The organism is Candidatus Pantoea symbiotica (genome assembly GCF_056491525.1).
In genome coordinates this window covers 2,772,194-2,786,356 of record NZ_JBSZHR010000002.1, presented here as the reverse complement: position 1 = coordinate 2,786,356, position 14,163 = coordinate 2,772,194, and the positions used below count along the sequence as shown (strand labels likewise).

12 protein-coding genes are annotated in these 14,163 nt (G+C 55.7%); 1 reads left to right on the top strand and 11 read right to left on the bottom strand.

What is annotated here, in order from left to right; genetic code table 11:
* Positions 1-24: 24 nt before the first annotated feature.
* The 8 genes from ACXIZX_RS13560 to ACXIZX_RS13525 are packed head-to-tail and all read right to left on the bottom strand — an operon-like array spanning position 25 to position 7,951.
* The gene (locus tag ACXIZX_RS13560; protein ID WP_008107858.1) at positions 25-987 is read right to left on the bottom strand and encodes a ribokinase; all 963 of its coding nucleotides are present in this window, start codon (positions 985-987) and stop codon (positions 25-27) included.
* Positions 987-1,880, bottom strand: a complete 894-nt coding sequence (gene alsK, locus ACXIZX_RS13555) for an allose kinase (protein ID WP_061717929.1) — start codon at positions 1,878-1,880, stop codon at positions 987-989. Before alsK ends, ACXIZX_RS13560 begins: the two co-directional genes overlap by 1 nt.
* Complete coding sequence (gene alsE / locus ACXIZX_RS13550; protein ID WP_061717928.1) at positions 1,877-2,569, bottom strand: D-allulose 6-phosphate 3-epimerase; 693 nt, start codon at positions 2,567-2,569, stop codon at positions 1,877-1,879. Before alsE ends, alsK begins: the two co-directional genes overlap by 4 nt.
* Positions 2,569-3,618: an ABC transporter permease gene (locus tag ACXIZX_RS13545; protein WP_179449942.1), complete on the bottom strand. Its 1,050-nt coding sequence runs from the start codon at positions 3,616-3,618 to the stop codon at positions 2,569-2,571. Before ACXIZX_RS13545 ends, alsE begins: the two co-directional genes overlap by 1 nt.
* Positions 3,619-3,634: 16 nt before the next feature.
* Positions 3,635-4,624: an ABC transporter permease gene (locus tag ACXIZX_RS13540; RefSeq protein ID WP_271461319.1), complete on the bottom strand. Its 990-nt coding sequence runs from the start codon at positions 4,622-4,624 to the stop codon at positions 3,635-3,637.
* Positions 4,617-6,122 carry a sugar ABC transporter ATP-binding protein gene (locus tag ACXIZX_RS13535; protein ID WP_479404879.1) on the bottom strand — a complete coding sequence of 502 codons (1,506 nt, stop codon included), beginning with the start codon at positions 6,120-6,122 and terminating at the stop codon, positions 4,617-4,619. Before ACXIZX_RS13535 ends, ACXIZX_RS13540 begins: the two co-directional genes overlap by 8 nt.
* A gap of 2 nt (positions 6,123-6,124) precedes the next feature.
* The gene (locus ACXIZX_RS13530) at positions 6,125-7,108 is read right to left on the bottom strand and encodes a substrate-binding domain-containing protein (protein WP_061717926.1); all 984 of its coding nucleotides are present in this window, start codon (positions 7,106-7,108) and stop codon (positions 6,125-6,127) included.
* Between the two features lie 12 nt (positions 7,109-7,120).
* Positions 7,121-7,951: a DeoR/GlpR family DNA-binding transcription regulator gene (locus ACXIZX_RS13525; RefSeq protein ID WP_154190452.1), complete on the bottom strand. Its 831-nt coding sequence runs from the start codon at positions 7,949-7,951 to the stop codon at positions 7,121-7,123.
* A 490-nt stretch (positions 7,952-8,441) separates the two neighbouring features.
* Between ACXIZX_RS13525 and ACXIZX_RS13520 the strand changes: the two genes are divergently transcribed.
* On the top strand, positions 8,442-9,515 hold the full coding sequence (locus ACXIZX_RS13520) for a DUF1176 domain-containing protein (RefSeq protein ID WP_179449946.1): 1,074 nt from the start codon (positions 8,442-8,444) through the stop codon (positions 9,513-9,515).
* Between the two features lie 40 nt (positions 9,516-9,555).
* Here the strand turns inward: ACXIZX_RS13520 and ampH are convergent, their stop codons facing one another.
* The 3 genes from ampH to tal all read right to left on the bottom strand — a co-directional run bounded on the left by ampH (position 9,556) and on the right by tal (position 13,901).
* Complete coding sequence (gene ampH, locus ACXIZX_RS13515; protein WP_008107847.1) at positions 9,556-10,725, bottom strand: D-alanyl-D-alanine-carboxypeptidase/endopeptidase AmpH; 1,170 nt, start codon at positions 10,723-10,725, stop codon at positions 9,556-9,558.
* A gap of 146 nt (positions 10,726-10,871) precedes the next feature.
* Positions 10,872-12,881 carry a transketolase gene (gene tkt / locus ACXIZX_RS13510; RefSeq protein WP_479404360.1) on the bottom strand — a complete coding sequence of 670 codons (2,010 nt, stop codon included), beginning with the start codon at positions 12,879-12,881 and terminating at the stop codon, positions 10,872-10,874.
* Between the two features lie 69 nt (positions 12,882-12,950).
* Positions 12,951-13,901, bottom strand: coding sequence for a transaldolase (gene tal, locus ACXIZX_RS13505; RefSeq protein WP_008107843.1), 951 nt, complete (start codon positions 13,899-13,901; stop codon positions 12,951-12,953).
* Positions 13,902-14,163 lie beyond the last annotated feature (262 nt).

Genomic DNA, 14,163 nt, shown 5'->3' with positions numbered 1-14,163 from the left:
GACCTTGTCCATTACCGCACAGGATTATACCAACTCACCCAACGCTTCCGGCACGCACTCGGGATACGCCTGCAAACGCGCCAGTGCTTCTGCGTAAGAGGGCATCGAATGTGCCGCACCGGAGCGTTCCACGCACAGCGAAGCATAAGCCGAAGCAAACAGCGCCGCTTGCGGCAATTCATCGCCAGAAGCCAGCCGCGCCGCCAGTGCGCCGTTAAACGCATCACCCGCGCCGGTGGTATCCAGCGGCTGCGCCGGGAACAGCGGAATACGCAGCGGTGGCTGCTCGGCTACTGAAAGTAACGCGCCGGAAACTCCCAAGGTAATAATCACCTGACGCGCGCCTTTACGATGCAGCTTTTCTGCCGCTTGCTGCGCGCTGGCGAAGTCTGTGACCTTCACGCCGGTCAGCTGCATCGCTTCGGTGCTGTTCGGCGTCAACAAGTCCACTTTCGCCAGCAGCGCATCAGTGACTTTCTGCCACGGCGCGGGATTCATAATCACAAAGGTGCCGCCAGCGCGCGCGTTGTCGATCATGCGCTGAATGGCGCTGAGATTATTCTCCAGCTGCACCAGCAGAATATCGGCGGCGGCAACGGTGGGTTGGCAACGCGTCACTTCTGCGGCTGTTACCGTGGTGTTCGCGCCGGGATAGACCGAAATCATGTTCTCGGCATCGTCACCGGCAACGTAAATCAGCGCATTGCCGGTCGGTTTCTCCTTGCAGGTGAACAAGGTAATGGCATCGAAACCGGTCTTTTCCAGATGACGACGCGCAAACATGCCGAAGTCATCATTACCAATCTTTCCGATATAGTGCACGCGCGCTCCGGCACGCAGCGCGGCCGTTGCCTGGTTGGCACCTTTGCCGCCCGGTCCCATCATGCTGGTATGGGCGGTGAGCGATTCGCCCGGCATCGGAAAACGGTTCATCACCGCGACCACGTCGAGGTTGAACGAGCCAAACACACACACTTTTCCTTTCATCATGCACTCCTGAACAGACGTTCGGCGGCTAAACAGGCACCGCGACAACCGGTGTGATCGGTGGATTGGCTAAACACGATCTTCAAACCGTCACGCGTGGCGGGTGGACGAAGATGCTGCTGAATCTGGCTGCGTAACTGCGCCAGCGGGAAGTCCGCCATCGCCAGCACGCCGCCGCCCAGAATCAGGTATTCCGGATCGAGGATGTTCATCTCGGTGGCAATCAACTGCGCCAGGCGCTGCACAAAAGCCTGTAGCTCCGGATGCTCGCGATGCTGGGTAAACAGCACCGACATATTGGTTTCCGGCACGTTGGCGCTCGCCCAGCGGCTTAGCCAGTGGCCGGAAGTGACGGTTTCCGCACAGCCACGATTGCCGCACGGGCAGGGCAGATCGTTGCCAGTAATCGGCACATGGCCGAGCTCACCTGCGCCGCCGTGCTGACCATGATAAAACTGGCCGTTGATCCACAAACTGTTGCCCATGCCGGTGCCGGGATACAAACCCACCGCGCTGTCCGGCAGCTGCTCCAGCTGCAGTAAATCCCACAGCATCAGATGGTTAACATCTTTATCCATCGCTACCGGCACGCCAAGACGTTCGGTCAGCAGCGCGGCAACCGGTTGTTGATCCAGCGCCTGGATAAACGGCAGCGAAATCACCTGCTGGCGGTCGCGACTGAGAATGCCGGGTAATCCGAGCATCACGCCGCTCACCGGCTGCTGCTCCAGCGTTTCACTGATTAACTCGCCCAACGCGCTCAGCGCATCAGGTTGCTGCGCCCAGCTGGCCGTCGGCACTTTACGGAAGCTCGACCAAACGCGGCCTGCTTCCATCAGCTGCAGACGTGTGCCGGTGCCGCCAATGTCGATACCGAGCCAGCATTTTTTCATGCGGATACCTGCGCCAATCCCTGAGCCTCATCGATGCTTTCGCGCATCATATTCCAGGCGGTTTCCAGATCGTCGTGAATATTGAACAAACCGGAGGTGCCAACAATCAGCACTTCTGCGCCTGCGCCAACCAGCGTGTTATAGGTGCGGGTGTTGCAGGAGCCGTCGATCTCAATCAGGTATTGATAGCCGTTGGCCTGCTTCAGCGCTTTCAGCTCCTGTACCTTCTGCACCATTTCCGGAATAAACGGTTGCCCGGCGTAGCCCGGATCCACCGTCATCACGGTGATCTTATCCACCAGATGAATGTAGTGATGGATAAAGGAGACCGGCGTAGCCGGGTTGAGCACCACGCCGACTTTTTTGCCGAAGCTGCGGATCATATTGATCACGCGGAACGCATCGCGGTTGATGGTTTCGGCGTGCGGGCAGATGTAATCCGCGCCCGCTTTGGCAATCACTTCAATGAAATCGGTGGGTTGCTCGACCATCAAATGCACATCCAGCGCCACTTTGGTGAACGGGCGAATCTGCTCAATAAAGAATGGCGACAGCGTGATATTTTTCACGTAGTGACCATCCATAATGTCGATATGCAGGAAGTCGGCGCGGGAGTCCAGCACGGCGAGCTGGTGCTTGATCTCCATCAGATTCATACACATCAACGACGGGGAGACTTGAATACGCATCATACTTCCTTTTTTTCGGTCAAAGGGTTAAGCGCCGCAGCCAGCTTGCTGAGTTTGACGGCACGATGTTCGTTAAAGCGGGTTTTAAATTGTTTGAAGGCCAGTACCACAATCAGCACCGCGCCCCACATTGCCAGGCTGACGTGCTGGCTGATGTTCATCAGGTTGAAGCCGGTGGAGAGCACTTGCAGGGCGATCAGCGCCAGCACCACGCCAGTCACGCGACCAAAGCCGCCGTTGGGATCGGTACCGCCAAGGATGATCGCCAGCACCGTCAGCAGCAGATACGCATCGCCGTAACCCATACGCGCTGAGTTGAAGCGCGCCATCATGATCAATCCGGCCAACACGCACAGCAGGCTGGAGATGACGTACACCAGAATCACCATGCGATGGGTGTTGATGCCGCTAAACCAGGTGGCGTTGATGTTACTGCCGCCCATGTAGATGCATTTACCGGCGCGGGTTTTGCCGAGGAACAGCGCCAGCAGCGCGGCAGCAATCAGGAACACCCACAGCGGCAGCGGAACGCCAAGCAATGTGTTAGAACCGAGCGCCTGCACCACCGACGGCATGCCGCTGACGGCAGCACCTTTGGTCAGCCAGATGCCGATACCGTTCAGCGTCATCATGGTCGCTAGCGTCACCAAAATCGGGTGCGCACCAATGCGCGTTACCATCACGCCGGTAATCACGCCAATCAGCGCAGCAATCAGCATCGCGCCGATGATTGCGATGAACAGCCACAGCAGTTGCATGCCGGTTCCCGCATCGGCGGGCAGGGCGCGCATCAGCGTCCAGGCAATAAACAGCGCCGTCAGGTTGGCGGTGGCGATGATCGCCAGATTCAGTCCGCCGCTGAGAATGGCGATAAACATCGCCAGCGTCAGCAAGCCGAGTTCGGGCAGCTGGAACGCCATGCTCATAAAGGTCGAATCCGTGAGAAAGCGGCCCGGCAGCATGATGGTGAAGGTCGCCAGCGCCAGCGCAATGAGCAGCATCAGGCCGATATTGGTGCCGTCCGGACGCAGAGCAGAGAGTGATTTCATGTGAATGCGCCTTCCGTTAGACGAAACTGACATCAGTTTCTTTACGTTTTTTGTAGTGAGTCACGGCGATGGCCACCATGATCACGCCGCCCACCACGATGTTCATGAAGTAGTTGGAGACGCCAATCAGGTTGAGGCCGTTCTTCAGGATGGCGATGAGGAACACGCCCATTAAGGTGCCGCTCACCGTGCCTTTGCCGCCCATCAGGCTGGCACCGCCCAGCACCGTGGCAGCCAGCACATCCAGCTCGCCGCCGACCAGCGCATTCGGCACCACTTCACCCATGCGATAGACCTGCACTAAGCCGCCAATCGCCGCCATGGCACCCAGCCAGCCGTAAGCAAAGACATGAATCAGACCGACGCGAATACCAATGCGGCGCGCCGATTCCGCATCGCCGCCCACCGCATACAGCTGGCGGCCAAGATTGGTTTTGTTCAGCAGCAGCGCGGTGAGTCCGGCAATCACCAGCATGGTCACCAGCGGTAATCCAATCTGGAAGCTGTTGCCTTGCCAGGTGAACGGCAGCACGCTGCGCAGCGTGATCCACCAATCCGGCAGCGAATAGAGGCTTTTGCCGCCGGTCACCCACATCAACAGACCGAACAGCAGCGACTGCATGCTGATGGTGATGATGATCGACACCACGCGCAGCGAGGTAATCAGCAGGGCGTTGATCACGCCAAACAGCGTGCCGCACACCACCGCCAGCAGAATGCTGAGCAGGGCGTTATCAAACTGGAACTGCACGAACAGCGAGGCGATCAGGTATTGCACCACCGACGCCACCGCAGCAAAGGAGATATCGATGCCGCCGGTCACCAGCACCACAAACAGGCCGAGGGCAAAGATGCCGGTCACGGCGTAGCTTTCGGCCAGATCCAGCAGGTTTTGTACCGTCAGGAACTGATCGCTGGCGGCAGAGAAAAACACGATGAACGCCAGCAAAACCCAGGCAAGCCAGCCCTGGCTGGAGCTCGGACGTAAACGAGAAAAATCAGGCATTGATCACCTCCGCCAGCTGCTGTTGCTCAACGGTATCGGGTTGGTATTCGGCATGAACGGTGCCATCACGGAAGTGCAGGATGCGGTCGCAGTTGTACCAAACTTCAGGCACTTCGTCGGAAATCAGAATGATCGACAGACCTTCTTTCGCCAGTAAGTGAATCAGCTGATAGATGCTGGCTTTAGCGCCGACATCCACGCCAACGGTGGGCGAATCGAGGATCAGGATGCGCGGCTGGGTCAGCACCCATTTCGCCAGCACGATTTTCTGCTGGTTGCCGCCGGAAAGCGTAGAGATCGCTAGGTTGGGATCGGCAACGCGCACGCCAAGCTGCTGAATCCACTGCAGGATCAGCTTGTTCTTGCGGTATTCGTCAATCAGGTGGAAACGGTTTTGCAGTTTGTCGAGGATCGGCAGCACCATGTTGTCGGCCACCGATTGCTGCTGCACTAAGCCCAGCGTTAAGCGATCTTCAGAGACGTAGCCGATACCGGCTTTGATCGCGTCTTCGTGTCCACGGAAGCGCACCGGTTTGCTGTCGAGCCAGATCTTGCCGCTGTCCGGTTTGGTCATGCCAAACAGCGACAGCGCCAGTTCGGTGCGGCCAGAGCCCAGCAGGCCGCACAGGCCCAGCACTTCGCCCTGATAGAGTTTGAAATTAACGTCGTGATATTGTCCGGCACGCGTCAGTTTTTCGACTTCGAGGATCAGGCGGTCGTCATTGCGCGTCGGCGTTTTTAACTGGTAGTCGAGCTTCAGGCCGGTCATCAGTTCGGTCAGATGGTGCGGCGTCATCTCTTTGGCGGGCCAGCAGCCCATTTTGCGGCCGTCGCGAATCACCGTCACGCGATCAGAGATTTCCAGCACTTCATCCAGACGATGGCTGACAAACACCACGCAGATGTTTTTGTCTTTGAGGTAACGCACGGTGCGCAGCAGCTGGTTTACTTCGGTGCGCGTCAGCGACGCCGTTGGTTCATCCATGATCACCAGCCGCGCATCGGCGACCAGCGCACGGCAAATTGCTACCTGCTGGCGGGCGGCAATCGACAGCGATGCCACTTTCTCATCGAGGTCGAGGTCAAACTTCAGCTCATCAATGATGCGCTGCGCCGATTCACGCAGTTTGGCTTTGCGGTGCCAGCCGAGCAGGCTAGCCAGGTTGTGCTCGAAGGCGATGTTTTCCGCCACGCTGAGATTGGGGAACAGCGACAGATCCTGATAGATCACCTGGATGCCGAAGTCACGCGCCTGACGTGTGGTCAGACGCGGGAAGCTTGGGCCTTCGCCCAGCGTGATGCGGCTGCCGCTATCCGGGGCATGAACCCCGGAAATGACTTTGATTAAGGTGCTCTTGCCACAGCCGTTGGTGCCAGCGAGACAGTGCACTTCGCCAGCCAGTAAGGTCAGCGAGATATCGCTCAGTGCGCGGTTGCCACCAAATGTTTTCGACAGGTTGTCGAGCGCAATCAGCGTCTGTGGGATCACCTCTTTCATCATTACAGCCCCATTTTCACCAGTTTTGGCAGGTTCTCTTTGTCCAGGCTTTCGGTGTTATTGCCGAGGATGGTGTGGGTCGCCTCGTCAACTTTCACTTTGCCCAAACCCTCGATGGTCATTCCGTCGGTGATTGGCTCTTTCTTCTGCATCATGTCGGCGATGCGCACGAACACTTCGCCTGCGGTCTGCGGATTCCAGATGTAGCCGCCTTTGATCGCGCCGCGCTGCACCAGTGACGCGCCCTGACCAGGACTGAAGGCTCCAATCACGCAAACCTGATCCATCTTGTTACGGTTCATCACCGCACGACCGGCGCCAATAGGACCTTGTGAACCAAAGGCCATAATCCCTTTCAAATCCGGGTACTTGGACATCAGCTCATTGGTAGTACGAATCGAGTCATCCAGTGATTCGCCGACGCCAAACTTGTCGGTGACCATCTGCATCTTCGGATAGTGTTCTTTCTGGTAATTTAGCGCGGCATCGGTCCACTGCTGATGCAATGGCACGGTCAGGCTGCCGACGTACATGGCGTATTTGCCCTCTTCATGCATGCATTTCGCCAGCGCTTTCATATGGTTAATGCCGTGCGTCGGCGCATCCACCAGTTCGAAGTCCCAGTTGGCGCCTTTCTGATCCGGCGATTCGTGGGTGATGACTTCAATGCCGGCATCACGGGCGCGCTTCAGCACCGGCTCCAGCACTTTCGGGTCATTCGGCACCACGCCAATGATGTCGACCTTCTGGGCAATCAAATCTTCGATAGCGCGTACCTGAAGAGCCGGATCGGCCGCGGTTGGGCCAACCATCCACGCGTCAATGCCGCGTTTCGCCGCTTCACTCTTGATGCCCGCTTCCATGGCGTTGAACCACGGAATACCGCCAATTTTCACCACGATGCCCATGCGTAATTTGTCAGCAGCGTGCGCACCGGAGGCGGCAAACAGGGCGAGTAGAGAACAGGCGATAAGATGTTTTTTCATAAAGACTCCGATTTAATTTTTTATTAGCTGCATAGAATGGCTGCGCTGGGAGCAATCAATAATATTGACGCCGTTCCACGCTAATTCTTGTTCCAGCTCTTTGTCTTTTAATTGGTCAGTAATGAGAAAGTCCACATCGCGATAATGACAAATACGCGCGAATGAGGGCCGCAGGAATTTACTTCCGTCCAGCAGCAGATGTTTTCTTTCCGCTGCTAATAACATTTGCTGTTTTAAATGTGCGTTGTTTTCGTTACCTTCGCGTAAATAACCGTCATTGCCTAAACTGCTACAGGAAAAAAAGATCTTATTAATCTGAAATTCCCTGAGCGGTTGCTCGGCGACTACGCCGTGGAAATCTTCATAACGGTCAGAATACTCTCCCCCCAGACAGATGGTGCGGATACTGCCGCGTGCCGCAAGGGTTTGCACAATCCTGATGGAGTTGGTTAATACCGTTAATTCAATATCTGGCAGCTGTCGCGCTAAATACCAGCAAGTGGTGCTGCTATCGAGTAATATACAATCGCCAGGGCTGATGAAATCGAGTGCGCGTTTGGCAATAGCCATCTTGGCATCAACGTGTTCATTTATTCTCTGGCGGAAAGATAATTCATACTCGTTAACGCCTCTTGTATTCCCCTGAATGTTAGCGGCCTGTCGTTTTGCTGGTACCGCACCACCGTGACTGCGTTGTAACAGACCACGTTTCTCCAGCTGGGTTAAATCACGCCGAATGGTTTCTTGTGAAACCTGACATAACGTGACTAATTCAGCGACAATGACCCGACCATTTACATTTAATTCGTCAATAATTCGCTGCTGTCTTTCAATCGGCAACATAACTAACCTCCGATGGATATAAATTACTGGATAGCGCATTTGGAAAGTGTGGGCTGCGCACGAGTCCACAGTCACCAAAACGCCTTAGCTGATTAGAGTGATCTGGATCTGTATTTAATGTAAATGAGATGTCTGGTTATCAAAATTACGTGATGCATTTCACATAAATGCGCCTGACGTCGCGAAATCCGCGTTCTACGCGCGTTGCATAGCCGCAACATGGATTTAACCTAGCATGACTGTTTATGACCGTTTGTGTGTATTTGACCGTTTTGTGATGCGTCAACAAGAGTGCGACGAATCCGATTGAGCAGGAATCGGTCAAAAAGGATGATGAGCCATTGCGTTATCCAATACCCGATTGCCACAAGGTGATGGCTTTTTCAGCGGTTGACCCCGCTTTTAGGGCCGGCTCACAGTTTAGGCCTGCTGACAGCGTTCCCGTTGCGCTATTATTTTCTTTCCAGGAATTTGGGGACCGATTTTTTTGATGTCGTATTGGATGAAGTTACTGCTTTTATTGCCCTTTCTTTTTGTCGCGTGCGTACAGGCTCAGCCACTGCAAAAGTCATTTTCTGACTGGCAACTGACCTGCAACAATGCGGCTTTTTGCGTGGCACGCAGTTTTCCCGGTGACAACGGCTTAGTGATGACGATCTCACGTCATGCTGGCGTCAACGATCGCCCCTTGTTGCGCATTGATTACGGCAGCGGCTACAGCGGTGAGCTGCCGGGCGGCCCGCTTAAGGATAATTTGCTACTCGATCAACGTCGTCTGACGCCGGATCTCAAACACTGGACGGTGGAGCCGCACCATCTGGCGACCAGCAATGCTATCGCCATCGACGAGTTCCTGGCGCAGACGCTGGATGCGCAAAATCTGCAATTGACCTACAAAGCCAACGCCACCATTCCGCTCAGCGGCATGAAGGCAGCGTTATTGTTGATGGATGATGTGCAGGGCCGCGTTAACGGTGCCAGCGCCTGGGTAAAACGTGGCGACCGCGTGCAGTGGGATGTGCCGCCGCAGCCCGCGTTGCCGGCGTTACCTGCGCCGTTACCGTCGCCGCCACCGCTGACGCAGGAAGAGACCAGCGGTTTGATTGATTTTGGTACCTGGCGGGTAAATACCGATAACTGCTCGCTCGATCCGCTGCGACGTGAAGTGAGCGTTTCACCGCTGACCGACAGCAAAGCGCTGCTGCTGATCAGCTGTGAAACCGGTGCTTATAACGTTATCGATCTGGCATTTGAAGTGACGCGTGATGCGCCTTATGTGTCGCGTGGCTTGAGCTTAACGCTGCCGTTTACCCCAGCATCACGCAGCGATAATCAGCTGGAGTTGGTGAATGCGGAGTTCGATGCCAGCCATGGATTGCTCTACACCTTCAGTAAAGGACGTGGATTGGGTGATTGCGGCGTGGCGACGCGCTGGCAGTATGACGGCAACGAATTTGTGCTGGCGGAGTATGCGGAAGAGAAGACCTGCGATGCGTGGCACAGCAGTGAAGACTGGCCAACTCTGTGGGTTACCGAATCGCAGAATCCGGTGCAGTCGCGTTAATCCGTAGGGTCGCCATTAATGGCGACCTTGCCCCATATGATTAACGAATCGCTTGCACCGTCATCGGTGAACCCGACTGATTGCCCACCAGCTCGGTCAGCATATTATTCACGCCATCGCTCATCGGGGTGAAACGCGTTAACGGCGAGCGCGTCACCACCACAAACACACCAACGTTGTGCTGCGGCACCATCGCCATATAGGTAATGAAACCGCCGCCGCCGCCGGTTTTCTGAATAATCCCCGGACGACCTTCCTTCGGCCCCATATAGACCCAACCCATGCCCAGCGCATCGGCTCGGCCCGGCACATCCATGCCTTCCACTTTGGTCAACTGGTCGCGGCGGTAGATCAGCGTTTGCAGGCGATCGATTTGCGGCGTGCGATGATTCACCGCCGAGTTGAGGAACTGCTGCATCCAGCGGCCCATATCGTCTGGCGTTGAGTAAACGCCGCCGCTGCCGATAGCCGCCAGCGTGTTGTTGCACGGACTGGCGCCTTTCTCCGCAATCATCAGACGCTGACACTGATCCGGTGACGGCGTGAAAGTGGTGTCTTTCATGCCCAACGGACGCGTTATCAACTGCTGAAACAGCGCCGGATACGGCATGCCCGCCGCTTTGGCGAGTGCATCGCTCAGCAGATCAAAGCCAAGATTGGAATAGGCGGCATTGGTGCCCGGCGCGGCTTTTAATGCGGCGCCGCTCAGCCATTGCCAGCGATCGGACTTGGTCGGCCAGACAAACACCGGACGATGCGGTTTACCGCCGGGCTGCTCGCGCGGCAGGCCGCTGGTATGCGTGGAGAGGTTAATCAGGCGAATTGGCTGGCCGTTATAGCTCGGCACGCGCGCGCCAGGCGGCGCGTATTTGCTTAGCGGATCGTCAAGACGCAGCTGGCCGCGTTCGGCCATCTTCACCATCACTTCGCTGGTCATCAGCTTGCTGAGTGAGGCAATACGAATCACCGAATCGGGCTGCGGACGCACGTTGTTGCCGGGGCGCGTATCACCAAAGCTGGCGAAAACCCGCTGATTGCCATCAATCGCCACCAGCGCCATGCCGGTTGCGCCGCTGCCATAGAAAATGTGCTCGGCGTAGCGATCAACAATTTGCGATGCCAACAGTGGATCGGGCGATGACTGCGCCATGCTTTTTAATGGAAGCACTGAAACCATTAAGGCCAGTAAAAAAGGAGTACGTTTTTTCAACGGGAAAGCGTCCGCTATAGGAATCGGAGGAAAGCTTATAGTAATCAGTTTGAGCGAGGCGTGAAGAGGGCAGGGCAGATTTTTTTCTGTATCAGGCTGTGATCAAAAAATGGCCCTTACGCCAAAAAGACGCAGGGCCAGATCGATTAGTGCGGCTTGAGTAATGCTTCGGTGTGGCTGACGATGTTCTCGACGGTGAAACCGAATTCCGGGAACAGTTTGCCGGCGGGAGCTGACTCACCAAAGGTGGTCATACCGACAATCGCGCCGTCCAGCCCGACATACTTGTACCAGTAATCAGCGATACCGGCTTCGACTGCCACGCGCGCTTTCACGCCGGATGGCAGCACCGATTCGCGATAAGCGGCATCCTGCTTATCAAATACGTCGGTACTCGGCAGCGACACCACGCGAATTTTGTGGCCGTTGGCGGAGAGTTTTTCCGCCGCGCCCAGCGCAATTTCAATCTCTGAACCGGTGGCGATAATGATCGCTTCCGGTGTGCCCGCGCTATCTTTCAGCACGTAACCACCGCGCGCGATATTCGCCACCTGCTCTTTGCTGCGATCCGGCTGCAACAGATTCTGACGCGACAGAATCAGCGCGGTTGGCCCGTGATGGCGCTCAACGGCCGCTTTCCAGGCTACAGCGGTTTCTACCTGATCGCATGGACGCCACAAGCTGAGGTTTGGCGTAACGCGCAAGCCGGCAATTTGCTCAACCGGCTGGTGCGTCGGGCCATCTTCGCCGAGGCCGATAGAGTCATGCGTATACACCAGCACCTGACGCGCCTTCATCAGTGCCGCCATGCGCACCGCGTTACGCGCATACTCGACGAACATCAGGAAGGTGGCGGTGTACGGCACGAAGCCGCCGTGCGTGGCGATGCCGTTGCCAATCGCCGTCATACCAAACTCACGCACGCCGTAGTGAATGTAGTTACCGGCGAGATCATCTTTGATCGATTTCGAACCTGACCAAATAGTGAGGTTGCTCGGTGCCAAATCCGCCGAACCACCGAGGAATTCCGGCAGCAGCTTGCCGTACACTTCCAGCGTATTTTGTGAGGCTTTACGGCTGGCGATTTTTTGCGGATTGGCCTGCAACTGCTCAATAAATTTCTGGGTTTCCGTTTCCCAATTTACCGGCATTTCTCCACTCACGCGGCGGCTGAATTCCTCTGCCAGCTGCGGATGGGCGGCTTTGTAGGCGGCAAATTTCTCATTCCAGGATTTTTCACGCTGGCTGCCGGCTTCTTTAGCATCCCACTGCTGATAAATCTCTTTAGGGATTTCAAATGCCGGGTATTTCCAGCCGAGTTTCTGTCGCGTCAGCGCCACTTCCTCTTCGCCCAGCGCTGCGCCGTGCGACTCTTCTTTACCGGCTTTATTCGGCGAACCGAAACCAATCACCGTGCGGCAGATGATCAGTGACGGCTTATCGGTAACGCTTTGCGCTTCCTTGATCGCCGCCGCAATGGCTTCTGGATCGTGGCCATCAATACCTTCTGCGCTGCCGATCACATGCCAGTTATAGGCTTCGAAGCGTTTATGGGTATCGTCGGTGAACCAGCCCTCGGTTTCACCATCAATCGAGATACCGTTGTGATCGTAGAAACCAATCAGCTTGCCAAGACCGAGCGTACCGGCCAGCGAGCTCACTTCGTGCGAGATGCCTTCCATCAAACAGCCATCGCCCATAAACACGTAGGTGTAATGGTCAACAATATCGTGATCGGGTTGGTTAAACTGCGCCGCCAGCGTGCGCTCGGCAATCGCCATGCCCACGGCATTGGCTAAACCCTGGCCGAGCGGACCGGTGGTGGTTTCGATGCCTGGCGTGTAACCGAGTTCCGGGTGACCTGGCGTTTTGGAATGCAACTGGCGGAAGTTTTTCAGCTCTTCCATCGGCAAATCGTAACCGGTGAGATGCAACAAACTGTATTGCAGCATCGAACCGTGACCGTTGGAAAGAATAAAGCGGTCGCGATCAATCCATGCCGGATTATTAGGATTATGGTGGAGGAAATCGCGCCATAAAACTTCGGCGATATCGGCCATGCCCATCGGCATGCCGGGATGTCCGGAATTTGCTTTTTGTACCGCATCCATGCTGAGTGCACGAATCGCGTTAGCCAACTCTCTGCGTGAAGACATAAGGTTCTCCCTTGTGATTTGGCGATAGCGGATGAGCCAATGCCCATCCGCCATAAGAGTGAGTGCGGATTACAGACGAGAAGAGAGCACGTCTTCCAGCTTCTGCTGGTCGATGGCGAACTGACGGATGCCGTCTGACAGTTTTTCTACCGCCATCGGATCCTGATTGTGTTCCCAGCGGAATTCCGCTTCAGACAGTGAAGCAGGCTGATGGAAGCCTTCGGTTGATGGCTCCAGCTTACGCTCCAGTGGCGCATCGCTGTTGGCCAGCTCTTCCAGCAGGTTAGGGGAAATGGTCAGTCGGTCGCAGCCGGCAAGAGCCTGAATCTGTTCCACTTTACGGAAGCTGGCACCCATGATGACGGTGCTATAACGGTGTTTCTTGTAGTAATCGTAGATACGACGCACAGATTTCACGCCCGGATCTTCATCAACCACATACGGGTCGATCGGTTTGCGTGAGTTGTACCAGTCATAAATACGACCAACAAACGGCGAGATCAGGAACACGCCGGCTTCGGCACAGGCACGCGCCTGAGCGAAGGAGAACAGCAGCGTCAGGTTGCACTGAATACCGTTTTTTTCCAGCTCCTCGGCGGCTTTGATGCCTTCCCAGGTCGAAGCCAGTTTGATCAGAATGCGTGAGCGGTCGATGCCGTACTCTTCGTACAGACGTACCAGCTTCTCGGCTTTGGTAACGCACATGCCACGATCGAAGGAGAGGCGCGCATCCACTTCGGTCGAAACACGGCCCGGTACGCTCTTCAGAATTTCCATACCGAGGTTGATCGCCACTTTGTCGCTGGCGTTAATGATTTGCGTCTCTTTGCTGCCGCCCTGTTTTTTTGCGTAGTCGATGGCGTCATCAATCAGATGTTTATAAGCGTCAAGGCCGGCGGCTTTCAGAATCAATGATGGGTTGGTGGTGGCATCTTCCGGGTGGTAATGGCGAATGGATTCGATATCGCCGCTGTCCGCCACCACGGTGGTGTACTGTTTTAATGCATCTAGCTGGTTCATCACTTAACTCCTTGATTAGCAATAATGTGGGCAAAGGTGTTGCACCCATTCCTGTTAAGTATTGGTCCAACACAGTGCTACAGACGTTGCACGAAGAAAATGCGTTTTCTCTGATTGTGACGTCGTGGCGCTTAAGAGGTGCGATAGTGAAAGGAGGTCTAGCCTAAACGGTTCAGCTACGCTTTTTGCCATCAATAAGAATAGCAGGCTGTGCCGATCCCGCAGGCGAAGCGGTGGCAATCTGTGCCTTTCAGACTGTGCG